At 52.3% G+C, this 26,811-nt stretch carries 18 protein-coding genes; 3 read left to right on the plus strand and 15 right to left on the minus strand.

What is annotated here, in order from left to right; translation table 11 throughout:
• The first annotated feature begins 7 nt into the window (after window positions 1-7).
• Window positions 8-3,160 carry a multidrug efflux RND transporter permease subunit OqxB gene (oqxB, locus tag AC0Z7K_RS06620; protein ID WP_413530981.1) on the plus strand — a complete coding sequence of 1,051 codons (3,153 nt, stop codon included), beginning with the start codon at window positions 8-10 and terminating at the stop codon, window positions 3,158-3,160.
• An 85-nt stretch (window positions 3,161-3,245) separates the two neighbouring features.
• Here oqxB and AC0Z7K_RS06625 read toward each other — a convergent pair whose 3' ends face one another.
• The 4 genes from AC0Z7K_RS06625 to AC0Z7K_RS06640 form a co-directional block, all read right to left on the minus strand.
• The gene (locus AC0Z7K_RS06625; RefSeq protein WP_413530980.1) at window positions 3,246-3,731 is read right to left on the minus strand and encodes an RrF2 family transcriptional regulator; all 486 of its coding nucleotides are present in this window, start codon (window positions 3,729-3,731) and stop codon (window positions 3,246-3,248) included.
• A 210-nt stretch (window positions 3,732-3,941) separates the two neighbouring features.
• Window positions 3,942-5,072 carry a porin OmpC gene (gene ompC, locus AC0Z7K_RS06630; RefSeq protein WP_485613490.1) on the minus strand — a complete coding sequence of 377 codons (1,131 nt, stop codon included), beginning with the start codon at window positions 5,070-5,072 and terminating at the stop codon, window positions 3,942-3,944.
• Between the two features lie 621 nt (window positions 5,073-5,693).
• Window positions 5,694-5,876: a hypothetical protein gene (locus AC0Z7K_RS06635; protein WP_485613491.1), complete on the minus strand. Its 183-nt coding sequence runs from the start codon at window positions 5,874-5,876 to the stop codon at window positions 5,694-5,696.
• 139 nt (window positions 5,877-6,015) lie between these two features.
• A complete protein-coding gene (locus AC0Z7K_RS06640; protein ID WP_485613493.1) occupies window positions 6,016-6,456 on the minus strand; it encodes a hypothetical protein in 441 nt (146 codons plus the stop codon).
• Window positions 6,457-6,669: 213 nt separating this feature from the next.
• Here AC0Z7K_RS06640 and AC0Z7K_RS06645 point away from each other — a divergent pair, with 213 nt between their 5' ends.
• Window positions 6,670-7,449, plus strand: a complete 780-nt coding sequence (locus AC0Z7K_RS06645) for a (S)-acetoin forming diacetyl reductase (protein ID WP_485613494.1) — start codon at window positions 6,670-6,672, stop codon at window positions 7,447-7,449.
• A gap of 73 nt (window positions 7,450-7,522) precedes the next feature.
• On the opposite strand, the gene AC0Z7K_RS06650 is transcribed toward AC0Z7K_RS06645, so the two are convergent.
• From AC0Z7K_RS06650 to AC0Z7K_RS06690, 9 genes are all read right to left on the minus strand, one after another.
• Window positions 7,523-8,128, minus strand: a complete 606-nt coding sequence (locus tag AC0Z7K_RS06650) for a TetR/AcrR family transcriptional regulator (protein WP_485613496.1) — start codon at window positions 8,126-8,128, stop codon at window positions 7,523-7,525.
• 132 nt (window positions 8,129-8,260) lie between these two features.
• Complete coding sequence (locus tag AC0Z7K_RS06655) at window positions 8,261-8,938, minus strand: type 1 glutamine amidotransferase domain-containing protein (RefSeq protein ID WP_413530975.1); 678 nt, start codon at window positions 8,936-8,938, stop codon at window positions 8,261-8,263.
• A 279-nt stretch (window positions 8,939-9,217) separates the two neighbouring features.
• Window positions 9,218-10,081, minus strand: a complete 864-nt coding sequence (locus tag AC0Z7K_RS06660; protein ID WP_485613498.1) for a helix-turn-helix domain-containing protein — start codon at window positions 10,079-10,081, stop codon at window positions 9,218-9,220.
• A gap of 34 nt (window positions 10,082-10,115) precedes the next feature.
• Window positions 10,116-10,451 carry an SMR family transporter gene (locus AC0Z7K_RS06665; RefSeq protein ID WP_056773809.1) on the minus strand — a complete coding sequence of 112 codons (336 nt, stop codon included), beginning with the start codon at window positions 10,449-10,451 and terminating at the stop codon, window positions 10,116-10,118.
• On the minus strand, window positions 10,444-11,109 hold the full coding sequence (locus tag AC0Z7K_RS06670; RefSeq protein WP_413530973.1) for a TetR family transcriptional regulator: 666 nt from the start codon (window positions 11,107-11,109) through the stop codon (window positions 10,444-10,446). Before AC0Z7K_RS06670 ends, AC0Z7K_RS06665 begins: the two co-directional genes overlap by 8 nt.
• Window positions 11,110-11,229: 120 nt before the next feature.
• Window positions 11,230-12,828, minus strand: a complete 1,599-nt coding sequence (locus tag AC0Z7K_RS06675; RefSeq protein ID WP_485613499.1) for a tannase/feruloyl esterase family alpha/beta hydrolase — start codon at window positions 12,826-12,828, stop codon at window positions 11,230-11,232.
• A 100-nt stretch (window positions 12,829-12,928) separates the two neighbouring features.
• Window positions 12,929-19,279, minus strand: coding sequence for an autotransporter outer membrane beta-barrel domain-containing protein (locus AC0Z7K_RS06680; RefSeq protein WP_485613501.1), 6,351 nt, complete (start codon window positions 19,277-19,279; stop codon window positions 12,929-12,931).
• Between the two features lie 474 nt (window positions 19,280-19,753).
• The gene (ovoA, locus tag AC0Z7K_RS06685; protein ID WP_485613503.1) at window positions 19,754-21,895 is read right to left on the minus strand and encodes a 5-histidylcysteine sulfoxide synthase; all 2,142 of its coding nucleotides are present in this window, start codon (window positions 21,893-21,895) and stop codon (window positions 19,754-19,756) included.
• Window positions 21,896-22,051: 156 nt separating this feature from the next.
• Complete coding sequence (locus tag AC0Z7K_RS06690; RefSeq protein WP_485613505.1) at window positions 22,052-23,170, minus strand: tyrosine-type recombinase/integrase; 1,119 nt, start codon at window positions 23,168-23,170, stop codon at window positions 22,052-22,054.
• A gap of 370 nt (window positions 23,171-23,540) precedes the next feature.
• Between AC0Z7K_RS06690 and AC0Z7K_RS06695 the strand changes: the two genes are divergently transcribed.
• Entirely contained in the window at window positions 23,541-24,194 is a 654-nt protein-coding gene (locus AC0Z7K_RS06695) for a methyl-accepting chemotaxis protein (protein ID WP_485613897.1), read from the plus strand.
• Between the two features lie 16 nt (window positions 24,195-24,210).
• On the opposite strand, the gene AC0Z7K_RS06700 is transcribed toward AC0Z7K_RS06695, so the two are convergent.
• Together AC0Z7K_RS06700 and AC0Z7K_RS06705 are read right to left on the minus strand one after the other, a co-directional pair.
• Window positions 24,211-24,741 carry a GNAT family N-acetyltransferase gene (locus AC0Z7K_RS06700; RefSeq protein WP_485613507.1) on the minus strand — a complete coding sequence of 177 codons (531 nt, stop codon included), beginning with the start codon at window positions 24,739-24,741 and terminating at the stop codon, window positions 24,211-24,213.
• A gap of 145 nt (window positions 24,742-24,886) precedes the next feature.
• Window positions 24,887-26,434 (minus strand): methyl-accepting chemotaxis protein, encoded by a 1,548-nt coding sequence (locus tag AC0Z7K_RS06705; protein ID WP_485613509.1) that lies wholly within the window; start codon window positions 26,432-26,434, stop codon window positions 24,887-24,889.
• Between the last annotated feature and the right edge of the window lie 377 nt (window positions 26,435-26,811).

Consider the following 26,811-nt stretch of genomic DNA (forward strand, 5'->3'; position numbering starts at 1 on the left):
CTGACACATGGACTTTTCCCGCTTTTTCATCGACCGGCCGATCTTTGCCGCCGTTTTGTCGATTTTGATTTTAGTCACCGGGGCGATTGCCATTCCCCTGCTGCCGGTCAGCGAATATCCGAACGTGGTGCCGCCAAGCGTACAGGTTCGCGCTGAATATCCGGGTGCTAACCCGAAAGTGATTGCTGAAACCGTGGCGACGCCGCTGGAAGAAGCCATCAACGGCGTCGAAAACATGGTGTATATGAAATCCGTGGCCGGTTCTGACGGCGTGCTCGTTACTACCGTCACCTTCCGTCCGGGTACCGATCCAGATCAGGCACAGGTTCAGGTGCAAAACCGCGTGGCGCAGGCTGAAGCCCGGTTGCCGGAAGATGTGCGGCGTCAGGGGGTCACCACACAGAAACAGTCACCGACGTTAACGCTGGTGGTGCATCTGGTCTCGCCGAACGGCAAGTACGACTCGTTGTATCTGAGTAACTACGCCACGCTGAAAGTGAAAGACGAACTGGCACGTTTGCCGGGCGTCGGGCAAATTCAGATCTTCGGTGCGGGCGAATACGCGATGCGCGTCTGGCTCGATCCGAACAAAGTGGCGGCACGCGGGCTGACGGCAAGTGACGTTGTCACCGCAATGCGTGAGCAAAACGTCCAGGTTTCAGCCGGTCAGCTTGGCGCAGAACCGATGCCGAAAGACAGCGACTATCTGCTGTCCATCAACGCACAGGGACGTCTGAAAAACGAAGAAGAGTTCGGCAACATTATCCTGAAAAGTGGTGATAACGGCGAAATTGTCCGTCTTCGTGATGTCGCGCGTATCGAAATGGGATCAGGCAGTTATGCCCTGCGCTCGCAGCTGAATAATAAAGATGCCGTCGGTATCGGTATCTTCCAGTCGCCGGGGGCGAACGCGATTGATCTGTCAGACGCCGTGCGTGCCAAAATGACCGAACTCTCAACCCGTTTCCCGGAAGGCATGACCTGGCGCGCGCCTTATGACCCGACGGTCTTTGTGCGTGACTCGATAAGCGCCGTAGTCCATACGCTGCTGGAAGCCGTAGTGCTGGTTGTGCTGGTGGTGATTCTGTTCCTGCAAACCTGGCGTGCGTCGATCATTCCGCTGCTGGCGGTGCCGATTTCGGTTATCGGCACGTTCAGTATTCTGTATCTGCTTGGATTCTCACTTAACACGCTCAGCCTGTTCGGACTGGTGCTGGCGATAGGGATCGTGGTCGATGACGCCATCGTCGTGGTGGAAAACGTTGAGCGAAATATCGAGGAAGGCCTAGCGCCGCGGGAGGCTGCGCATCAGGCAATGCGGGAAGTGTCTGGGCCGATCATTGCGATCGCACTGGTGTTGTGTGCGGTATTTGTGCCGATGGCGTTCCTTTCCGGTGTGACCGGGCAGTTCTACAAACAGTTTGCGGTGACTATTGCGATTTCTACCGTGATTTCAGCGATCAACTCCCTGACGCTCTCCCCTGCGCTGGCGGCCTTGCTGCTCAAACCGCACGGCGCGCCGAAGGATATGCCATCGCGTCTGATTGACCGTCTGTTCGGCTGGATCTTCCGCCCGTTCAACCGCTTCTTCAGCGCCAGCTCCCATCGCTATCAGAATGCAGTCTCGAAAGCGCTCGGACGTCGTGGTGCCGTATTTGTCGTCTACATTCTGCTGCTGTGCGGTGCGGCGTTTATGTTTAAAGCGGTGCCGGGCGGCTTTATTCCGACGCAGGACAAGCTGTACCTGATTGCCGGCGTGAAAATGCCGGAAGGTGCTTCGCTGTCGCGCACTGACGCGGTGATCCGCAAAATCAGTGCGCTCGGTCTGAGCACTGACGGCGTGATAGACGCGGTGGCCTTCCCTGGCCTGAACGCGTTGCAGTTCACCAATACGCCAAATACCGGCACGGTGTTCTTCGCGCTGAAACCGCTGGGTGAACGTACCCGCACGGCGGCTGAAATCAATGCTGAAATCAATGCCAAAATTTCGCAGATTCAGGAAGGTTTTGCCTTCTCGATTATGCCGCCGCCGATCCTCGGTTTAGGTCAGGGTTCTGGTTATTCGCTGTATATTCAGGATCGCGCAGGGTTAGGCTACGGAGCATTGCAGACCGCGATTAACACCATGTCCGGTTCCATTATGCAGACGCCGGGGATGGGGTTCCCTATCTCCTCTTATCAGGCCAACGTGCCGCAGCTGGATGCGCACATCGACCGTGATAAGGCCAAGGCGCAGGGCGTGTCGCTGGATGATTTGTTCAGTACGTTGCAGGTATATCTCGGCTCGTCTTACATCAATGACTTCAACCGGTTCGGGCGCACCTGGAAAGTAATGGCGCAGGCCGACGGCCAGTTCCGCGACAGCGTGGAAGATATCGCCAATCTGCGCACCCGTAATGACAAAGGTGAAATGGTGCCGATCGGCAGTATGCTGAACATCACCACGACCTACGGACCGGACCCGGTGATCCGCTACAACGGCTACCCGGCGGCGGATTTGATTGGTGACGCTGACCCGCGCGTGCTGTCTTCAACGCAGGCCATGACTGAGCTGACCGCGATGTCGAAAAATCTGCTGCCAAATGGCATGAATATCGAATGGACGGATCTGAGCTATCAGCAATCGACGCAGGGTAACGCGGCGTTGATCGTGTTCCCGATGTCGGTCTTGCTGGCGTTTCTGGTGCTGGCGGCGCTGTACGAGAGCTGGACGCTGCCGCTGGCAGTGATCCTGATTGTACCGATGACGATGCTTTCCGCACTGTTTGGCGTATGGCTGACCGGCGGCGACAACAACGTCTTCGTGCAGGTTGGGCTGGTGGTGCTGATGGGACTGGCCTGTAAGAACGCTATCCTGATTGTCGAGTTCGCCCGCGAACTGGAGATGCAGGGTAAAGGGATTGTGGAGTCTGCGCTTGAAGCCTGTCGCCTGCGTCTGCGCCCTATCGTGATGACCTCAATCGCGTTTATTGCCGGGACAATTCCGCTGATCCTTGGTCACGGTGCGGGCGCGGAAGTGCGCGGCGTAACGGGGATCACCGTATTCTCCGGGATGCTGGGCGTGACGCTGTTCGGGCTGTTCCTGACGCCGGTGTTTTATGTCGCCCTGCGCAAACTGGTGACGCGTAAAAAACCTGCGCTGGAAAGCCAGACTGTCTGATCTGTAAAGAGCAGAAAGCAAAAAGCCGGGAAATTATCCCGGCTTTTTTACGTCTGAGTGTTGCGGAAAGCGATCGTGCAGAAGCTTATTTAGAGCAGAGCGCGTTGTCTGTGTATTCCGCTGCCAGGTCTTTAGTGCACTTATACTTGCCGCCGCGTTCGAACTCGGCCAACGCATCGGCTACGGTGTGACGACCCAACACTTGCAAAGACGCCTCTTCGGCCTCATTCACAATATTTTTGAAATAAGTACAGGCATTGGCGCTAACGACGCAGCGGGCTGGGACATCCGGACGCGCGGCCCACAGACGTTTGTCTTCAATCACGGCGCAGTAAATATCGCGCAGCGTGATGTCTTCCGCCGGGCGGCCCAGGTGAATGGAGCCGGTACGACCAAGCGTAGAAACGATGATGCCATGCTGAGTCAGCGGCACCATCAGTTTGCGGATGAAGCTGGAGTTGGCTTCCAGACCCGTAGCTAAGATCGCACTGGTGCAGCGCTGTTCAGCCTTTTGGGACTGAGCGATACAAAACACCATCTGCATGGCTGTCGGAAAGCGATAATCTAACATGTCATTGTCCTGAGAAACCAAGTCTTAGGTTAAGCACCGTATCACAGAGGAATAACCCTGTACGTGAGCTGGTCAATAATATAACAAAGACTGTTGCATTATTGAAGGCGGTCACGTGCCTAACGCACATAAAGTCACGATTTGGGCACAAAAAAACCCATCCTAAGATGGGTTTCATGACGTTAATTCTAAGACGTTGGGTCAGAGAAATTAGAACTGGTAGACCATGCCTACGCCTACAACATCATCGGTAGAAATGTTGTTGTTTTCGTAGAAGTGATCATCGTTGTCCAGCAGGTTGATTTTATAATCAACGTAGGCAGACATATTTTTGTTGAAGTAGTAATAAGAACCTACAGAAACATATTTAACCAGATCTTTGTCGTTAGCGTTGCCGCCGTTGCCATTGTTCAGGTCTTTACCTTTAGATTGCAGGTAAGAAACTTCCGGACGCAGACCGAAGTCAAACTGGTATTGTGCGGTTACTTCAAAGTTCTGGGTTTTATTTGCTACGCCGTTATCGCCATAAAGGGTCATATTACGGGTTTCAGCATACATGGTGGCCAGATAGACGTGATTTGCATCGTATTTCGCGCCAATAGTCCAGGCGTCAGCTTTGTCACCACGATTATCCGCAGACTGGTCATTGGTTCGGTCAGATGACGCATACGCAGCACCTGCAGTAATACCCATACCAAAATCATAAGTGGTGGACAGGCCATAACCGTCACCATTCTGATGACGAGTATCGCGGCCATTATTAGTACCTTCACCATAATGTTGAACATCTTCGTTGTTATTATCGCCGTCGTTGGCGCCTTGATATTGCAGTGCGAAGTTCAGACCTTTCACTTCACCGAAGAAGTCGGAGTTACGGTAGGTTGCAACGCCGTTGGCACGGCCTACCATGAAGTTGTCAGCAGTAGTGTAAGAATCGCCACCGAATACTGGCAGCATATCAGTCCAGGCTTCAACGTCGTACACTACGCCGTAGTTACGCCCGTAATCGAATGAACCGTAGTTGTCGAATTTCAGGCCCGCGAAGCCCAGACGGGTTGCGTTGCCAGCTGTACCATTGTTCTCGGTGTTATTTGCCTGAACGTTATATTCCCACTGGCCGTAACCGGTCAGTTGATCAGAAATTTGGGTTTCACCTTTGAAGCCAACGCGGATATAGGTTTCATCGCCATCGTCATGCGCGTTGTCTGAAAACTGGTGACGCGCATCCACTTTACCGTACAGGTCAAGTTTGTTGCCGTCTTTATTATAAATCTCTGCAGAGTGTGCCGCACCTGCAACTAATAATGCTGGAACAATAAGGGCCAATGCTTTTAATTTCATGACGTCATTCCTTTATCATTTAATTGAATACTTGAATTTATTATATATACTTTATTAATGAGTCAGTGCTCGCAGTAATACTACCCAACTAGTTCCATTGTTACGTAGGGAAATTACCATGTTTGTTTTTATTATTTATTACTAAATATTTCAATGGCGCTTATTAATACCCACGATGAATGTTATATTTTTAAATATACAAAAAATGTATTTATCGATGGCTTTTATTTTGTGGTAATTTAATTCTCGAATTGTGGCATCATCACTGCAGTTCATTTTTTACCCTTCCTTGGTTTTATTATTTCTATTTACGGGTCGTGATTCCCCTGTCTGCGACCTGACAGATTGCCCCGCCTGACTGCGGGGTTTTTTTTTGCATAAAAAAACCCATAACCGGCGAAAGTTATGGGCTCAACAAATGAGAGAGAACTAAGAAATACGACGAGGTCAGAGAGAACGTTAAAATACCTGTCCACAACAACCTTCATAGCGGATGCTGAAGCTGCGTTAACCGCAACGGCAACACCCGTTATTCAGGGTACAACGGCTACTCTCAGGAGAAGAGTTTGCTAAACGCACAGTTCATTCCAGTAACTGATGCGCATTAAACGGGTATAACGATCAGGAGCGGCGAAACCACGCGGGATCACTGTTCCCCACATCAATGCCGTAGAGACAGCCCGTCGCCAGAAAGCTTTCCAGCAAACGCGTGGTATCCTGCGTTTTATCTTCAGTATGCGCGCTCACCTTGCGGCGAGTCAGACGTTGCCAGAACGAGCGAGGCTCAGTAGCAGATGCATTCATACGGCCCTCCGGTTAATCACAGTCAGTACATTCGACGATCAGCGCAGAAATCTTCATCTGCTGCTGGAATGGACTCAGTTAACCGTTTCTGCGGCACAAATTGAACCAACCATTTTTGCTTTGCAAAGCGATAAATCGACTAAGCCTCGCCGGACCAGATGCCCTGGCAAAATAACTTCGCGCACGCCACGCTGTTTTGATGTCGTGAAGCCGGATCGCCCGCGGTCTGCGCGAGCTGGGCCAGCATGCCGGTGAAACACTGACCGAGCAGGGCTGCGGAAATATCATCACGGAACAGGCCATTCTGCTGGCTGTTGGCCAGATTTTCCGCAATCAGCTGCGACAGCAACGCTTGGGTTTCGCTGTTGTGAGGTGGCTGGAGGAACGCGTGCTGCGTCAGCATTTCATCTTCGGCAAGGAAATTCAGCAGCTTGCGAAAACTCAGCGCCATGCGATCCAGCACCTGATTTTCGGCCACCTGCGGAGAAATTTGTAACGAGCGTGTCAGCGCAGTAAGCCGCTCGCGAAATAAGATGAGGCTGTCATCGACCATTGTGTTGCCCTTTTTAGCGTGATCCATCCCCTATTCTATCCGAGTTAACTGCCGCCATGCTTTCAATCTGTACCTCCCTACTCATTTGAACCGATACAGTTAATGACCGTGGCTAACAATTGCACATGCGGGCTGAGGGGCGTAAACCAGTAAGCAGCTCACGTAACAGTATCGGGAAGGATTTCCCGTGTGTTGCGCGCAGCACCTGAAGAAGATACCGAATACATAGAGGATGGTTGTATGTCTAAAAATGGAAAAGTGGCTTTAGTAACAGGTGGCGGTCAGGGGATCGGCCGCGCGATTGCACTGCGTCTTGCCAAAGATGGTTTTGCCGTCGCGGTTGTGGATTTTAATCATGAAACGGCGAAGAACGTCGCTGAAGAGATTAATCACGCCGGTGGCCGCGCAATTGCGCAGCTCGCTGACGTCTCCAACCGTGATCAGGTTTTTGCTGCGGTAGAAGCGGCAACCAAACAGCTGGGCGGTTTTGATGTGATAGTCAATAACGCCGGGATCGCACCAACGACGCTGATTGAAGACATCACGCCTGAGATTGTCGACAAGGTCTATGACATCAACGTGAAAGGTGTGATCTGGGGTATTCAGGCCGCGATCAAAGCGTTTAAATCACAGGGGCACGGCGGCAAAATTATTAATGCCTGTTCTCAGGCCGGGCACGTAGGTAACCCGGAATTGGCGATTTACAGTTCGAGCAAATTTGCCGTTCGCGGACTGACTCAAACCGCAGCGCGTGATTTAGCGCCGCTTGGGATCACCGTGAACGCATACTGTCCGGGGATTGTGAAAACGCCGATGTGGGAAGAGATTGACCGTCAGGTTTCTGCCGCTGCCGGTAAACCGGTGGGTTACGGTACACAGGAATTTGCGAAAAATATCACTCTGAAACGCCTCTCCGAACCGGAAGATGTCGCTGGCTGCGTGTCTTATCTCGCAGGCCCGGATTCAGATTATATGACCGGGCAGTCATTGCTGATAGACGGTGGGATGGTATTTAACTAATTAATAAGTAATGCGATTGACTGACGGCAGCACCAGACAGGGTGTTGCCGTTTGCGTGTAAAGAGGCAGAACGTCAGGCTGTGATATGAATGATTTTCTGTGTCATGCGCAAGGCGGAATCAAAGGGTTCGGTAGTCCGTACGATTTTGACCATCACGCTGGCACCTACCCAAAGCTGATAGAGACTTTCAGCAACTCTGGCTGGCTCATCGTCAATAGTCAGTGACCCTTCGGCGATACCCTTTTCTAAAGCATCGGCCAGTCGGGCAATAATTCCCGATGTCCCGGATTTTAACGTTAAGCGCATACTGTCGGAAAGATCGGCGACTTCCGCTCCCAATTTCACGGCCAGGCATTTTCCCTGACAGTCAGAGAATGACTGCGATTCGCGCCATACTTGCCAGTATTTCATCAGTCGCTGCGCCATATTCAGGCCAGGGAGACGAAGTGTGCTGTCGAGTTCAGCCAGATAATCCTCAAAATAGCGTGCCAGAATATCCGCACCAAAGGCTTCCTTCGAACCGAAGTAATGATAAAAAGATCCTTTAGGCACACCCGCGTCCTTGAGGATTTCATTCAGTCCAACCGCAGAGAAACCTTTGGCCGCCATGATGCGCTGGCCGGTAGCCAAAATATGGTCGCGGACGTCGTTGTTGTGGAGTTGCGTTGCTGTAGCCATTGAGTTGATTCACCTGATACAAGACCAGTCGTATAGTAACGAATTCGTGAAACCCTTTCATGTAAAGAATGCCGAAGAGTACCAACCCCCGCGGTGATCGGAAAATGGTCACCACGAGAGTTGTTGCCACGATTAAGCCAGCTGTTTGATCAGTTGTTCCGCCGTTGCCGCCGAAGAGGTCGGGTTTTGGCCTGTGATCAGCAAACCGTCGGTGACCACATAAGAACCCCAGTCTGCCCCTTTGGAATAAATTCCGCCTTTGGCAATAAGTTCATCTTCAACGAGGAAAGGTACAACGTCAGTCAGGCCAACCGCTTCTTCTTCAGTGTTAGTGAAACCAGTGACTTTTTTGCCTTCTACCAGCGGTTTCCCTTCTGGTGTTTTCACATGGCGCAACACGCCCGGAGCATGACAAACCAGCGCTACGTGTTTGTTTGCCGCAAGGAAGGCTTCGATCAGCGCGATTGAATCCTTATCTTCAGCCAGATCCCACAGAGGGCCATGGCCGCCCGGATAGAACACGGCGTCGAAGTCTGACTGAGAAATACTGTCGAGGCGAACCGTTGCGGCAAGTTGTGCCATGGCGTCAGTATCGGCTTCGAAACGGTGAGTCTGTTCGGTCTGGAAATCAGGCTCATTACTTTTTGGATCCAACGGCGGGTTGCCGCCTTTCGGGGAGGCCAGCGTGATTTGTGCTCCGGCATCTTTAAACGCGTAAAACGGTGCAGCCAGTTCTTCCAGCCAGAACCCGGTTTTACGGCCAGTGTTGCCCAGTTGATCGTGTGAGGTCAGAACCATGAGAATTTTCATTTTACATCTCCGCGTGATGGACAGTTAACTTGTATTAGACCAGTCGTCTAATCATACATCAAAAAAAACGATAATTTTTTGCTTATGCGATGGGCTGCAGCAGGCATGTCGTTAAGTTAACAGTGATTAGACCGGTCGTCTAGTGGCTTTTTAAAATAAGTTGATTTTCTTTAAGACGGAGATCTGTTCCCGTTGATCAGAGCAGTCATAATCGGTGTGTCCAGCCCCTGCTCTTCCCGCTGTTCACACCCTGAGTTACCCGGTTTTGATGGCGTCGCATTACGACGCGAGCGGAATGTAGTATTCGCAGGTGACGCCGTTCAGCGCAGATTCACGAGAATACTTTTCAAGGTCCGGCTGCATGATAAATTCCAAACCCAGTGTCGGCAGAAATACCGAATACATGTAGAGAATGAAATCGTTCAGGCGACTGAGATCATAAGGATAATTGATCTTGAGATAACGGCTGGCGGGGACAAAGATGTCGTGACTGTCGCTGATCCCAACCTGATGCGCAACCGTATAATCCATCTGCAAGGCATTCGCCACTTCATCGTTTGTATCCGGACGACAGTCAGACAGCCCCCACACCGGCGCGAGTAGCGATTCCGGCGTGGTCAGATAACGCAGCAGCTCGGCACGGTGAACATGATTTTTACTGTTAAACAGCGCTTCAATTGGATACGTGTGCGTTGTTGTCTGGCCTTCAAATGCCATCTCGGGCAATTCAACAATTTCAAATTCAGGCTGCGGGAACTCATCCACCGTTAATGGCGCCGTGATGCCGTTCATTGTCCATGACGCATTACGGCGGTACATCCCCGGCGTTTCGGCAAAGTTCTTTTTGAATGAACGGGTAAACGTCTGCTGCGAATCATAGGAATAATAGAGTGAGATATCGAGGATCGGCATATTCGTCAGGCGCAATGCGATCGCAGCCATCGTCAGACGGCGGTCCCGGATGTATTTTCCCAGCGCATGACCCGTTTTACTTTTAAATAATCGCTGAAGATACCACGGAGAATAGCCGGTTTTTTTTGAGGCCTTTTCCATGGTCAGACGATCACTTAAGTTGACTTCGATCCAATAGAGTAACTCTTTGATCAAGTCGTCATGAAAATCTGGTTTGTGTTCGCTCTGCAAGATGAACTCCTGGTGCTGCTTTAATGTCACGCCTTCAGTGCGCGACAGATTTTGAAAACACGTTAACAACGATGACGCCGGCGATAATCAGCCCCAGGCCAATCACCGCGGGCGTATCGAGTTTTTGCCCGTAACCAAACCAGCCAATCGCCGAAACGAGTACGATCCCAACGCCCGACCAGATCGCATACGCGATGCCTGTTGGCAGAGTTTTTAGCGTCAGGGACAGTAAAAAGATGGCGATGGTGTACCCCAGCAGCGTGACGACGCTTGGCCATAAACGGGTAAATCCTTCAGAACTTTTCAGGCTGCTGGTGGCGATGACTTCAGCCACAATGGCCAGTCCGAGAATCAGGTAGGTTTTAAACATTGACGGTTTCCTTGGGGTAAAGCTCGTTTTGAATCGCGCGTTTGAGATTGTATTCGGCGCAACTGACCGTGAGATTAAGCGTCTCAAGCCGCGACATGGCGTCCATGCTGCTGCTCAGTCCAATGAGCCGCCATGAAATATGTTCAGGAGGTTCCCCCGCGATAAACTCACCGTTCGAACGCCCGTCCTCAATGGCATCAGAGACCAGCGCATGCCAGTCAGACACAGACAGCGCGAACGCGGTTTTCATCAGGGGTTCCTGTTCGGTCAGCAACATGGCCTCATGCCAGAGCGGAATGGCCATCGTCGATTGTTCATCTTGCGGATCGATCAGTAGCAGGTTCAGGCGTTCCCGTGCGGTTAGCCGCAGGCTTTTCTGCAGAAGCTGAGCTGTGAGAGTTTTCATCACATGGACATAAGCCTGCGCGCGCAATTCGGCGGCACTGGAAAAGTGGTGATGAACCTGTCCCGTTGCGACGCCGGCTTCCTGAGCCACGCGGCGAACTGTCGTGGCAGCGAGCCCTTCGCGGCGGGCGATTTGCGCCGCGGCCTCCAGCAATGAAGCACGACGATCTTTTTTACACAGATAGGCCAAAGAAAAATCCGATATGGAGAACTCACAGCGGACGATAATGCCAAGAGTTGAACGGATGTTCAAGTTTTTTGAGAACGTTCATTCACCTATGAATTTATACAGGTAAACAGAGGGAATGTAGTTGCAATTCACATGGAAAAGGTACCCGTCAGAACCGGCGGGTAACCTGACGAGCAAAATAAATTACTGCGTCACGCATTCAAAACTACTCGCCACGCGCGTATCACCCTGCCCTTTATATTTCGGGAACAGAGGATAATCGCACAGCGGCATTTCGCGCCCGGCGGTAGCTTTATTGGTGTCGATCATGACTTGCTGGCCGGGGTCGATGCCGTGATCCACCCACTTGTCCAGCGTCCCGAGCGAATCCCAGCTCAGACGGAATGGCCCGCTGTAGTGCGTAAATCCGGGTGCCAGATAAAAACGCGCAAACTGGCGCAGCGCTTTTTCACCAAACTGTGTCTTAAGTCTGTCGTAATACGCGACGGTATTTCCCGGCGGCACGGCCATGTCAGCAGTACCGTGCATCATAAGCAGTTTGCCGCCATGCTGCACAAAAGCGCGAATATCCGCATCGTTGTTATCAACCTGAGCCGCCAGTTCCTGCAATCGCGCATTGTGCGCAGCCGGGTCGAAGGTCAGGGAATCGTAATCCGGCGAGCGCATCACTTCATACCGTACCGCCTGATCGCCCATCATGTACGGAAAAGAGATGATCAGATTGGATGCTTCTGGATTGGGTTTATCTGCCCCGGAACCCAATACGCTGACTATCGAGGCAGCGTCGGCACCCTGTAAAATTGGCCAGGGTGCGAAGCGGTCGCCGGTCGGCAGATTCACGCCCAGCGCCACCGGTTTGCTGAGCATCTGCACCAGCGACATTTGCTTATCTGAAAGGCACCCTGCGCCGTCATCTTTCCCATCCTTGCAACGCAGATGGGCGAGTTTAAAGGTAGCATCGCAGGCTTTGACATTCGCCACGATGCCGTCGCTCAGGCCATCAAGTTTGTCGCATGCGCCCATCACGGCGTTGGCGATGAGTGCAGATTTCGCCGGAGAAATCCACGCGCCCGGTGTGTTGTAAACTGCCTGCCCGATGTGGATCCCTGCCATATGTAACTCGACGACGTTGTACACCGGATGGATGGCAATTGCGCCATCGTAGTCCAGCGGAAAACGTTGAATGGCGGCGAGCGCCTCGTGGCCGCCCTGCGAGTTACCCTGAAAATACAAGCGCGAAGGTTTGCGGCCGTAAGCTTGCTGAATCAGCGCGACCGCAACGTCATGGGTTTTCTTGATCTGCGCCCCGGCGAAGTTTTCCCAGGCTTCATCATTGAGCGAAAAGGAGGCATCGGAGACGCCGCCCTGATGACCGGAGTCGCTGCCGAAAGTGGCGTAGCCCTGCTTCAGTGCGCCGGGCGTTGCCGCAGGAGCCAGCCGTGCGGTGTCTACGCCTTTGATTGCGCCGTCAAAACCGCCCCCGCCGAGCTGCAACGCTTTGCCATTCCAGAGGAGCGGTAAATACAATTGAAATTGAATATCGGGGGCTTTCAGATCGACAGGTTTGATCTGACCTTCCAGCTTACAGTGCGGTTCGTTGGGCTGACCGGCCATTGCCACGGCGGTTATCACCGCGCCGTGCGTCGGCAATCCAATGCTGGCGGCATCAACGCGCGCAGTTTTAAGACCGACGCACTGCGCCTGTGTGAAAGCTTTTGGGGAGGCGGCGTTGGCGGTACAACAAATCAGCAGTAAGAAGCAGGTAAAAAGAGGAGCTTTCATCAGACAGCGTTCATTTCATCGAAGTTAATGCGGCAGTTTGTCACTAAACGTGGTGTGAAAAAAGCCCTGTATCTCTACAGGGCACGACGGCAATGAATTATCAGAACGTCCAGCGAACGCCGCCGGTATAACCCCAGCCTTTTGCGCCGTTGCTGTTGATCTGTTTGCGGTAGTCCACTTCAGCATACAAAGACACATCATTTTTAAAGGTGATGGTGCCACCGCCGCCCAGTTCGCCCATCTGACCGAACTTCCCGCTGGCGAAAGTCTGACTGATGGTTGCGTTTTGCGCACCGATGGTGGTTTTCGCTTCACCGCCCCAGCCACGGTAATAGTTGGCGCGGACGTAAGGTGTATATTGTCGCCCTTTTTCATCAATCCATGTGCGATCGGTGCGCAGCCCTGCCCGGCCAATGGTCTGGCTGTAATCCTGATAATCCACCGTGGTGCTGTCTTTATCGGTGAAGTTTTCCATATTGATGCGCGTATACATCAGCTGTGCTTGTGGCTCGAGTTTTACACCGTTGTCGAACAGGAACGGATATCCCGATTCCAGAGATGCGCTCCAGCTTTTTGCCTTCGGCGAGCCAACGTCCTGTTGGCGTGGAATATCAGTCTGGCCGCGATGATTATCAAACGACAACACGCCGTCCATGTAGAAACCGTTCTGTCGCTGCCAGGTCAGATAAAGCGCGATGCTGTCGCTGTCGAAGGTCGTGCTGCTGAATCCGTCTGCCGCTTTTGGTCGCATCCGGCTGTTACCGTGAGTGTAGGCCAGCCCGCCGCGCAGGCTATCTTTGTCACCGTCGAGTCGCAACACGTTCCCGCCCACCTGCACTGCGCTGTAATCCATGTCGAAGTCATAGCCAAACTGCTTAAAGCCGACGTTGGATTTGTAGGTCATGTTCGAGCCGATATAACGCAGGAACATCTCGCCGCCGCTGCCTTCAGCGCGGCTTTCTTCGTGGCGCAGTTCACCGAGGCGTTTGTGCAAATCATCGATAATCGACGCGTTGTAATAGGCCAGCGCCACCGGCGCGGAGATATAAGACGGCACCTGCGGCGTGACAGCCGGACGCCCCGGCGCGCAGTTATCGATACCGTTCACCACGCAACCGTCATCCGGCGGATTCGTCAGCGGCATGCTGGTGGTATCAACCGGTGTGGACGGATCTTCCGGCGTGCCCGGATTGGTCGGCGTGACCGCAGCGGGCTGGATTCTGCGATTACAGTCGTCCCCCTGACAAACATAGGCATTGCCGATGCGATAATCCCAGAACGTGTTATTGATCCCGCCTGCGACTTCGCGCTGATTGGCATCACTGGCCCCCGGCGCGAAGCTGTATAGATCATAACGCCACGGCCCGGCGGCCAGATAACCGCCCTTCAGCGCAAAGCTGCCTGCGCTGGCGTTTCCGCCGACCTGCACCAGTGAAATCCCTTCATAAGCATCCATCGTTGAAGAATGATTGAGATCGGTGAGTTTGCCAGTACTGACGTCCGCCGCGGTCGGGTCGAGAAGTGTCGTCCCGCTGCTGGCGTTGCCGGTAATTCTCAGTGAATCGGTGAACTGATTGCTCAGCACGCCGCCTTCGTTGAGGTCAGTGATCATTTTCACTGTCCCGCCATCCGACACCAGATCGCCATTGATGGTCAGTGAGTTGCCAGGCGAGCCGCTGCCGTTGGTCAGATCGATAAGACCTGCGTTGGTCACAATCGCCGAGTTTTCTTCTCCGCCGGAAATCGTCGGGTTAACGCCGTTACCGGCAAACAGCGTCGAGGTGCTGTCGATATTGACGTTGCTGTGCGCGAGTTTCAGATCGCCGGTCAGCTCCCACTGTGTACCATCGATAAAGTTGATCACGTTCCAGCCGTTACCCAGGTTGACGCCAAGGGCAAGATCATCGGTGTCAAAGGTGCCGCCGCGCGAGACAATCTGCGAGAAACTGACCTGGTTATCCTTACCAATTCCGCTGGTAATGTGGCGGGTCTGTGACAGATCAACATTATTGATGTACGCCCGGTTAGCATTGCCAGCGCCGAGCGAGAGGCTACCGTCGAGTGTGCCGCCTTTCCAGGTAATGGTGTCATCACCCGCACCAGTATTGATATCACCGAACACGTTGCCGGAGGTCAGCAGAACATTATCATCGCCTGCGCTGCCGGAAACCGCCACTGCGCTGGCAGAAGACGGCGTGATGATGCCCCGGTTTTCAAACCGTGCAGTGCTGCCGTTACTGAGATCAACCACCGGCGCGGTGATGCTGGCTGAGGTCAGTACGCCGGTATTAAGCACCGTGCCTGCCGTGCCTGCCACCAGCGCCGGGCCTCCGGCAGTATCGATGACATTTACTGTCGCAGACGTGACAATGTCACCGGTAGTATTGGCATTGATCCCGGTTCCGCCTGCGCCGTTGACAGTAAATACATAGCCTTCGCCCAGCGTCAGCGCGCCGGAGGTCGTGGTGAGATTGGCATTGGTGAAGTTAAACGCCGTGCCCCTTCCGTTGACGTTGACGCGCAGCGTGGACGCCGGATCAAACGACGTGGCGGATCTGATGCCGTTACCGTTGGTGACATTGATAGTGGTGTTTTGCAGCGTCACATTGCCGGTTTCCGTACGATTCTCTATGCCGCTGCCCGTGCCGTTAATGTTAAGTGTGGTGTTATTGAAAGAAAGACCGGCCGCGCCATTATCTAGCAACACGCCGTGGGCAGTGCCGCTGGTGGTGATGTTATTTCCTGTTCCGGTAAGCGCCAGCTGTGTGCCGTCAGAGAGGCGCACACCGGCGATGCCATCATCGACCGTGATATTACCAGCGCGGGCGATCGACGTGCCGCCCCCGCTGGCATCAATTCCCGTACCTTGTGAAACATGCAGCGTGCCATTGTTGGTAAAAGTACTGCCTGACGTCAGGCGTGCGGCGGTGCTGCCAGCCCCGCTGAGTATCAGTCCTGAATTATTTGTCGCGACGCCGTTTTGTGTGGCACTTAAACCTGTGCTGTCTGCCCCGGTCAGCGTGATCTGGTTATTATTGGTGACCGTACCGCCCAGTTGAGCGGTCATGCCACTGCTGCCTGCACCGCTCAGGGTTATTACACCATTGTTAATCACGTTGGCCAGATTAGTGGCCATGTAACCCATAGTGCCGGATGCACTGGAAATCAGCGAGGCCGCGCTGGTCAGCGTCGTACTGGCGTCCGGAGCCCCGGTGGCGGTGCCGTCAAGTTGATGTTTTTGCCCGTCGGCGACGCCGCCAATGCTGTTTGTTCCGCTGAGCGTTAATGAACTGGCTGCATCCAGATTCCCCTGCGCGCCACCTTCCACGGTCACTGCCCGTGCGCCGGTTCCGCTGGCAATGAGCCGGGTTCCGTTGGTATTAATCCGCGCATTCGGCCCCGTGCTGACCAGTGCCATGCTGTCAGTGCCGGAAGCGGTTAAAGAAGATCCGCTTCCAAGTGTCAGGGTGGCACCGTCGGCGATGCGATACAGCGTGGAACGGTCGGTGTCGACATTCAGAATGCTGGTGGCGCTGTTGATGGCGGATCCTGCGCCGCTCGCACGGTAAGCGATCTGATCGGTGTTATTAAAGGTTGGCGTGGCGGTGCTGGCGATATTGACCGTCGCACCATCGATGGCTTCAGCACCCAGCGCGCCAAAGCCATTGAGATTAATCATCGAGCCATTATTCAGCGTCGCTACAGCTTTTGCCCCGCTGGCACTGACGCCACGGGTACGGCTGGCGATGCTGCCCCCGTTTACATCAATCGTTCCGCTGGTCGTTGCCGTGGTAGTCAGGCCGCTGGTGCCGCTGTTAACCACCATTCCTGCGCCGCCGTCGTTGACGCTGATGTTACCGGTATTGATGCCGGTCGCACCGGTTTCGACCCGTAAGCCGGTCGCACCTGCACCGGTAAAGGTGATATCGCCGGAATTAGTGAGCGTGGCGCGGTTACGGGCGATGTAGCCTGTCAGCCCGTTCTGCGAGGAAGTGAGAACAGCAGCCGAGGTGAGCGCCGTGCTTTGCACCGGTGAGCCGGTATTGGCGCCTGCCAGCGTATGCCGCTGACCGTCAGCTATTGCGGCGACCGCATTGGCGCCCGAGAGATTAAACGTGGTGTCGGTGTCGATACTGCTGGTGGCACCGCCTTCTATCACTATCCCGGTTGCGCCGTTACCGGAGACCTCAAAGGTCGCATTTTTACTGGAAATGATCGTGCCACCGGTACCGGTGCCCAGTACGCCGACGGAATTCGCGCCGGATGACGTCAGGGTCAGGTTGGTGCCATCGAAATCTGCGCCCTGTTCGAGGCGGAACATGGTCGAACCGGAGGTCGTCACATCAAATGCGTTATTACCGATACTGTTAATTTTTGCATTAGGGCCGAAAGCAAAGAAGCCAATCTGATTACTGCCTTCGCTAAACGTTGGAATGGCGGTGGAAGCCACATCTACCGTGGCGTTACCGCGCGCATGAACACCGATTGCCCCGTTGCCGGTGAGATTCACCGGACCATCCACGGTGGATGAAGCCCTGCCGGTAGTGCCCTGGCCTTCTACCCAGACGCCGTAGTTGCGCGTGCCGCTGGCCGGATCCGAACCGCCTGCGACGTTAATGGTACCGGTGGACGTCGCGGATGCGGTATTTTCCTGCGTAGCCACCACTTTGACACCGGTGGCGTTAACACCGGTCAGGTTGATGATGCCAGCGTTATTAATATCTCCGCTGGCATTCAGTACCGACATACCAATATTTTCGCGGGGAATGGCCGTTGCCTTACCGGTTACATCGATATTACCGTTATTAAGCAGGGTGATGCCGGTGCCGCCGTTGGCCAGCATCCCCGCACCATTTTGAATTCTCGAACCCAGCACGATGCTGCCGTTATTGATGGCACTGCCGCCGCTGGTGACCTGCACACCCGCCGTCGTTCCGCTTTGATTGACCGCGGTATCCGCGGTGCTGTCAGTCAGGCTGTTTTGCGGACCACGGCCGAGATAAATCATACCGCCCGTGTTATTGATAAACGATGCTGTCGCATCACCCACCAGCACGCCGCTGGTGGTTCCCGTCGCGCTGGAACCATTCACCCCGACGTTAATATTGCCGCTGTTGGTCGCTGCCGAACCAGCACCAAGATTGACCGCCGCAGTGGTGCCGCCGATGGTGGCGAAGTTGACGATACCGTTGTTATCGAAGGTACTGCCGTTTTGTACCTGAACTCCGTTCGAGCCAAAACCGGTTGAACCGACTCCGGTACCGTCGACGCGGTTAATAAATCCGCCGTTGATGACACCGTTGTTCGTCGCGCTGCTGTCATCAAGATAAACGGCTGAGCCTTCAGAACCCAACGAACCAGAACTGCTGACTTTGCCGTTCACCGTCACTTCTGCACCATGAGTTCCGCGAATTGCACCGCCGTTTGCGCCGATGACTTCAAGCGTTTTTCCCGCCGCGACGTTTACTTTTGCATTGGCGCCGTTGGCGTTAATCACAATGCGATTGCCGATGGACTGAGCCACATCGTCAGTCGGGTCATCTGCGGAAATCAGGTAATCGACGGTGTTGGTGCTGCGGATAAACGCTTTATTGAAGTTAGTCAGATAAGTACTTTTATCCAGATTCCCGGATTTAAGCTGCGTGATCAGCCAGTCGTTGTAACTCTTCAGCCCTGCGGCATTCGTCACGTTAAAACTGTTGGTTGCGCCGTCTGCGGTCTGCACGGTGAACGTGCCGTTATAAGTAATCAGGTTTTGTACGGAAAGCTGGCGGGGAACCGTCGGGTCAGCGTAGGTGCCGGTGAAGGTGATGCGATTATTGGAATTCCAGTTCAGGATGGAATCTGCACCACTGGAGCCATCGACATTAAATAAGGTGCTTTGCTTGGCCGCCATTGTCCAGGCATTCGTCGTGGCACTGGCCGCTGAAGTCGTCTTTCCAATATTCACGTTTAAGGTGCCGCCCGTATTTACATCCGCAATACGGGTATTGATGTATTGATTATCCTGTACGTTCACCACGTCGGCGACCGATGTCCCCGCATCGACAGGTGCCAGTGCCACAAGACTTGCCGGGTTATAAACCTGAAAGGTGGTATTCCCGCCCGTCGTCGGGTCTGGAATAGTGGTACCGAAGTTCGCTGGTCCAATATCCAGACGGTTAGCACCGAGCACCCCGTGATCGTTAACAATTCGGTTGAGGCCTTGCAATGCGCCGAGCGTGGTATTGACAGAGCCATCAACTCCGGACGCGAATTGCTGATTCCCTGTGGGCTCAGTGACCGTACCACCGCTCACCAAAAGATTACCGTTTAACTGGTCATTATCGACAGGATTAAAAGCCTGCAACGTCACGGCATAAAGTGGGCTGGAAAATAAGGACACAGTTGGAGAACCAATCACGGCGAGGACTGCAACGGCTACTTTGGATAAGGGTAATCGGGTATGCATAAATACCTCTGAGGGGGAGTAAAGGCCCGGCTGCCGGAAACTCCCTCTCCCCGGACACCAATGAAAACCCGTTAATCCGAAAAAGAAATCAAAAGTCATCCTCAGAACTAATGTACATAGCCTGCTATATGTACAATTTGAGTTAATTTTATGTATAGATTAAGTAAGCTGCTTGTGCAAAGAATACTGTAATTTAAGTGAAATTAATCATTGAAAATGAGAGCTTTTCCTATCTGGCCTGTTAATCATCTGTCTTTAAATTCACTCTTAAAATGTGCCTGCGGAGTCTCCCTATTGTTAGCGTTTTTATTAAAATCCATTTTTTAGTTACAACATTCTTAATGGTCCTTAATAAAAAAACCGAGAGCAGCTTAACCCGCGTTAATCGTTTCGTCTTTCAGGGCAAAAAACAGAAAAAACGGCCACATTTGCGGCCGTTTCACCCTTTGGTTACTACATTGGTTGCTAAAGGATTTAGCGCTTACGCCAGAGTGTCAGTTCTGCAACAGTATGCTGGAATTTACGGGCAGTCTCCCTGATGACAAACGGCACGTTCTGAGGGCTCTGTACTTCTTCAAATTCGGCGGTCAGCAAACGTCGCAATGCCTGATGAGTGGTCACCGCTTCGCCATTTTCACGGAATCCACCAAGCCAGTTTTGCTTCGGCGTGTACTCTTCCTGCCAGGTATAAGGCGATGACAGCATCAGTAAACCGCCAGAACGAATCATTGGCGCAATATCTTTCAGGAAACTCGCTGGTTCCCGCAAGCGATCCAGCAAGTTAGCGGCCAAAACCAGATCGTATAATTCGGCCTGAGGTTTGAGATTACAGGCATCGCCCTGTACGAAACTCACCCGTCGGGTTTGCTCCTGGGTGATATTTGCATCAGCCAGCACAGCCTGACAATAATCCACCAGCTCGCCCTCTTCAGGGATCACATACCGGCAGGCTTCACCTCGCGCCAATGCCAGAGCCACATCGATAAAGCGGGCGGAATAATCCATCCCGACGACCGTATCGAAATGTCGTGCCAGTTCAAAACTGGCACGACCGGTAGCGCAGCCAATATCCAGCGCTCTACCCCGCGCAGAAACATGTTTTACCGCGATATCAACCAGCTGTGTCGCATAGTTTGGCACATCAAAATGGCGTGGGCCGTACTGGAAATCGAGGTACTGCGCGACCAGTCCGTCGGTTTCATACGGATTCACCGTCTGAGTCTCCTGATGGCTGGACACCACATAGCGGAAACCGGCGTGCTGGAAGAAGTGACGGCGGAAAGCATAACGCGCAGATTTCAGCGCTTCATTACCGGTCGAAATCCAGCTGCCGCCTTTGATCATCGAATGTTTACCATCGAAGGTCGGCGTTGAGAAATCATCATATAAAGGATGAACGCGGAAACCGTTATAACCACCGATTGGCGTGGATGACCACTGCCATACGTTCCCCACCACATCGTAAAAATCGCCCTGCGCAAAATGATCCACCGGGCACGAAGACGCCCAGTATTCCAGATTGATATTACCCGGCGCCTTTTCCCAGTCAGGTTGATCCCCCGGTACCTGTTGACGCAGAATCATCCATTCGGCCTCTGTCGGCAACTGCACGGATTCACCGGTTTGTGCCGCTTTCCAGCGACAGAACGCTGCGGCTTCCAGCTGGTTCACTTCCGCTGGCCAGTCCCAGGGCATCGGCACTTCTTCTGTCATCAGGCGAAGTTTAAGTTGCTCAGGCTCACGCAGCGAACCGACCCAAAATGTCGGCATTTCTGCCTGAGTAAAATCACGCCAGCCTGCCCCTTCGTCATCCCACCATTGTGTATCCTGATACCCCCCGGCAAGCAGGAAAGTATAAAACTCAGCATTACTCACCAACATTTTGCTGGCACTAAATCCTTGAATTTTATGCTCAGATGAGCCGTATTCATTATCCCAGCCATAAGTATCATCGAGCTTGCCGAGTGTGACAACGTCACCTTTTACTGACACCATCTGGTTCTCAGGCACAGTTTTACGGTCAGACCTTGCGTCTTTGCACACTGGCCAATGTGGCTGAGTTTTTACCCATTCCACCGGTAACTGGCGGATCAGCACGCTGGAGGTTTCCAGATGGATACGCTCATGTTCGATGCCCATCAGAATCACCCACGCCGGACTGTTCCAGTCGATCGGCAAACTGAGTGGCATGGTGTCAATAATGCCTAATACTTCCTCGCGCACCCTTTTACGGTATTCACGCAAGTTCGCCACGGACGGCCAGTTATAGTTTTGATCGTCGAGATCGTCCCAGCTCATTTCATCCACGCCAATCGCCAGCATCGATTCAATTTGTGAATCGATTCGCTGCGGCAATTGCCCGGCGGCCATCAGTTTATTAATGAAGAACGTGGCGGTGTGGCCAAAATAGAAAATCAGCGGATGGCGCAGGGAAATCGCTTTGTTGTAATACGCCCTTTCATCAGCCAGACAGTCAAACAGGCTTTCATATAATTCCCAGGTCTGAATAAAGTATTTACGAATTTCATGACGTTTTTGCTCCGCCGTTCCGGTGCTCAGGAGGAGTGTTTTGGTCGCTTCTGGCAGCCCGATAGCGTGCGGTTGTTGTGGATGCATCGTTTATTCCTCAGTCTTCTGGCATTGCCAAATCAATCTACAAGTGTAGCAGCTCAGATCCGCTTTCCTGTTACGACGCATCTTTGCTGTGTGTTAGTTATTATTCTTTGACATTCTTACAACATAGTGAAAAAAACGTTATGACGCTAAAAGCAGTTAATTTTCCATATACAGCAGCGATATTTCAGGAATCTGCAAAATTTCGCCTTCATACTTATGCCGTAATGATAAGTAATCAGGGGCATTAATGATGCCCTCAATATTGTCAGAAAATGCGTCGAGCGCCTGTTTCATCTGCGGTAAATAGTCATGGGTATCATAAACGCGGTCGATTCCCTCCAGCGAATGATTCATGATTTTACGGGCTACGTCGTTGGAGATATCCAATGCGGCTAGTTTTGAACGGGCAGTCCGGCGAAGATCCCGGGTGGTAAAAGGCGCGATACCCAGCCCGCGTTCAGCGCGCAGCATCCTGCGAATCACCTGAGTAATGGCCCCGCGAGATAACGGTTTTTGATTATCTTTCGGCGACGGAACCAGCCATGGCGTCTCTTTCGGGCTGGCGTCGATTAGCCTGTCGATGCAAATCCGCATCAATGGCGTCAGCGGCAAACTGTGATCGCGGGCAGATTTGTTGCGCGTGCCCTGCCGCCAGACATTAATCCGTAAATGAAACTCATCTTTACGCGCGCGGACGACTTCATCCGGGCGACGCGCAGTAAGTAAACAAAGCCGCAGCGCCCAGCGACATTGTTCTGATATATCCCACAGGTCTAATCCATGCCAGAAAATCCAGATTTCAGCGTCGGTTAATGTGCGTTCACGCGGCGGTGTATTTCGCCCGCCGACATCACGACGTTTCATCGCCCCGAGGGGCGAGTGCGGAAGATAGCCCTGAGTTTCCGCCCAGCTGAAAAATTGCTTACACAGCGCAAACACCCTTTTCGCCTCAGAAATTTTCCCGTCGGCCAGCAGTACGTTGAATAAACGGTTGAGCCGTAGCCGGGTGATTTTATTCAGCGGAACGTCCCCTATCACCGGCAGCACATGTTTCATGATCGAGGAGACGGCAATTTCCGGGCGACGACGGGTCAGGACTAATGAAAGCCGGATCCACACTTTGATCACCTGTCCGACTGTCGCATTTCCTTCTTCATCGAAGTCATCCAGTTTTGCCAGCGGCGTGGCTTTGATTTGCTGAAGATAGGCCAGTACATGACGCCCCACATTTTCAGCGGCGAAATTGGTTTCGGTTGCAGATACAGCGTCATTCATCAGCAATATTTCACAGAAAAAAATAGGGCCGGCAGTTATAACAAGCCTGAAGTTCTTAGGCAAAAGATTTGTGACTCCAGACCTATTAAGTCTGGAGTCATAGTGGCAACGAAGTTTGAAAAATAAGGGGCTTAGCACAGTCATTATGAACACCATGTTTCGTGGGTGATAGACACAGATTTGTTATCTGATGCTCTTTTATCTCAACATCTGTGTGAGATCCCTAAAGAAAATTTCTCTGAGGCCGACAACTTGATAGTTAAGGATCCGTTATCTACTTCACCCGCAGCCTGACAAGGGATTAGTCACCATGCGCAATAACCGGCCTGTCACACAGCAGGAATATCAGTATCCCGACGACGCCACATTAATGTCGACGACTGACGCCAGCAGTCGCATTACTTACGCCAATGATGCGTTTATTGACGTCAGCGGTTTTGCCAGTGAAGACATTATCGGCCAGCCGCATAATATTGTTCGTCAAGGAAAAGGCAGCAGCGCGATGCAGGCCGTTGTCGGCACAATGCAGGAAATTACTGCCAGTTCTCAGCAAATTGCGACTATCACCAATGTAATTGATGGCATCGTGTTTCAGACCAATATCCTAGCGCTTAACGCAGCCGTCGAAGCGGCGCGTGCCGGTGAACAGGATAAAGGTTTTGCCGTCGTCGCCAGTGAAGTGCGTAGTCTGGCGCAACGCAGCACATCTGCCGCCAGTGAAACAAAACGACTGATTGAAGCCAGCACCGAGACGGTTATTTCCGGTTCAAAACAGGTAACGCAGGCGGGAAAAACCATGGAGGAAATTGTGTTGCTGGTGCAAAACGTCTTAGCGCTGATTGCTCAAATTAGAACGGCCACCGGAGAACAAAATCTGGGATTACGGGATATCGCTAAAGCCATCGAGGAGTTAGATCGCATTACCCATCAGAATTCCGTTCAGGTGCAGGAAGGGGCGCTTGCCTCAACGAGTTTGAAAAAGCAGGCGGAAAGACTGGTTGATGCGGTAGGCGTATTTCGATAACTGATTTTATGGCGGCTTATTGCCGCCATTCTTCTGCAAGGAGCGCGTACAGATATTCGCTGCACCATTCGCCTTTGATAAAACAGTTTTTAATGTAATGCCCTTCTCGCCGGAAATTGGCTGATTGGAAGAGTGAATAGCTTGCTTGATTTCGGATATCCGTGACCGCATAAACGCGATGTTTTTGAAGATCCTCAAACAGGTAATTCAGTAATAATTTTAATGAGCTTTTGCCAATTCCCTTTCCCTGCCAGGCCGGATCGATGGTGACACCCAGCTCCACCTGATATTCGTCAACAAAATGCAATCCGAAGTCCCCGACCAGCCCAAATTCAGCATGTTCAATCGCAATCTGATACCAGTTATCCGGCATTGCAAAAGGCATTCCCTTCATCAGGGTAAACATGGCTTCCGCTTGTTCAAAGGTAAAATTTTCCCAGCTCTGATAAAGGGCGACATTAGGGTTCTGACGATAGCGCGTAAAAATGTTGAGATCCGCGCGAGTGAAATGACGAAGGGTTAAAACAGGAGAAGAGATCAAAATCATAAGCAGTTCTCATACGGTGACGGCAATCAGGTAATCTTATCAGCAAGTTAGCATTTTACTCTCACAGTAGCCGCGATTTATCTTATCTCCAGACGAATGAATATTCTGGACATAAACAGCCGGGCGATGAAGCCCGGCGTAATGATTACACCGCAGCTAACCGGAATGCGGAAACAGAATTCGTCAGGTGATGCACCTGCTCTTCCAGCGACGCGGCAGCTGCCGCGGATTCCTGAACCAGTGCCGCATTTTGTTGCGTCACACCGTCAATTTCAGTGACCGCCTGTTCTATCTGACTGATCCCGCGGCTTTGCTCATCAGATGCCGTGGAAATGTGCTCCATCAGCACATCCACCTGAGTCACTGAGGTAATGATCGCCGTAATTGAATCACCGGTGCGGGAGACCTGATCCGACCCTTCTTTTATGTTGGCGACCGATTCTGAAATCAGGGTCTCGATTTCTTTAGCGGCCACCGCGCTGCGCTGTGCCAGATTACGCACTTCACTGGCGACAACGGCAAAACCACGGCCCTGTTCACCGGCGCGGGCAGCTTCTACGGCGGCGTTCAGTGCCAGAATATTGGTTTGAAACGCAATGCTGTTAATCACACCGGTAATATCTTCGATTTTTTTAGAACTGCTGTTAATGCGGCCCATCGTCTGAATCACTTCCTGAGCCACTTTTTCACCGGCACGCGCATTTTTTACCGCTTCACGAGTCAGGCTACTGGCAAGAACGACGTTTTCTGTATTCTGTTTAACCGTTGCGCCTAACTCTTCCATACTGGCAGCGGTTTCTGTCAGGGCCGCCGCCTGTTGTTCCGTGCGGGAAGCCAGATCGATATTTCCCGCAGAAATTTCCTGCGACGCATGCGCCACGGTGTGGCTGGTATCCCGCACCTGACTGATAATCTGCGTCAGCGCCAGTCGCATATGCTCCATAGATTGCATCAGCTCCTGTATCTCACTATGAGAATTCACTTTTACCGGTACCGGCGTATCCAGATAACCTTCGGCGATCTGACGACAATGATCGCGTGAACTCAGCAGCGGGTTCAGCACGTAACGCTTCATAAAGACCATCACCGCAAGGATGACAACCAGGAATAGCAGACAGAACGCGACCGTCAACCCGATGCCAAAATTGAAGTTGCTTTGTGCTTCATTGTTGAGGTTTTTGGCATATTTCTCATGCAGCGCGAGCACTTTATCCAGCACGATTTCATACTGACGATCCAGTTTCACCACCGCCGGTATGCGCGCTTTGAATTGCGCCTGATCCCCTGCCTGCGCTGCCTCGACCATTGGCTGGATGCCGTTCTGGCGATAATCCTGATAGGTTGCGCGATACGCCTCGGCAAGAGGTGCCTCTCCCGGCAACTTCGGCGCATTCAGATACGCCTGAAAAGCAGCATCGGCTTTGCCGGTTGCTTCCATTACTGAGTCCAGCGCCGGTTTTAGCTGCTGGCCATTGCCGTTCTCGATCTCCTTCATGTATTCCATCACCCGCACACGAGACGTACGGCTGTGGTTAATCGGATCAATAATAGAAAGCACCACGCGGATTTCTTTATTCACATCATCAAGAGAATGATTGCTGCGTGTGAGCAACCAGACATTAGACATCATGCTGGCAAAAAAGAGAGCAAAAAGAACAATAAGGACAAACAAAGAAGACTTTTTAAGCGACATAGATGGACTCTTATGCATCGGACTAGGAGTCTATTTATCGGCATTTTCGGCAAAAGGTTTAGAGTAATGTGCGTGTTATCACAAATTTACGGCAGGAATATCGCTCAGCGCAGAATACGAATTACCGGTACGAAGTTGAAGGTTAAACGGGCAGTCAGTTTACTTAAATGTAAAAAAATACTACAACCGTTACCCTTAGCGCCCCAATTTTCTCAAAAGTGATGACATAAATTTACATTGCAATAGGATCAGAATCCGCAGAGGGCATTGGAGCTTTAACCTTTTAGTAACGCCTTTGGCACATAACAAGTCATTACTGGAAGCAGGGTAATTACATATGTAAAACATCCAAACTAATTGATCCAGATCAACGCAAC

Source organism: Rahnella sp. 1L-D-7-B-C2 (genome assembly GCF_057290995.1).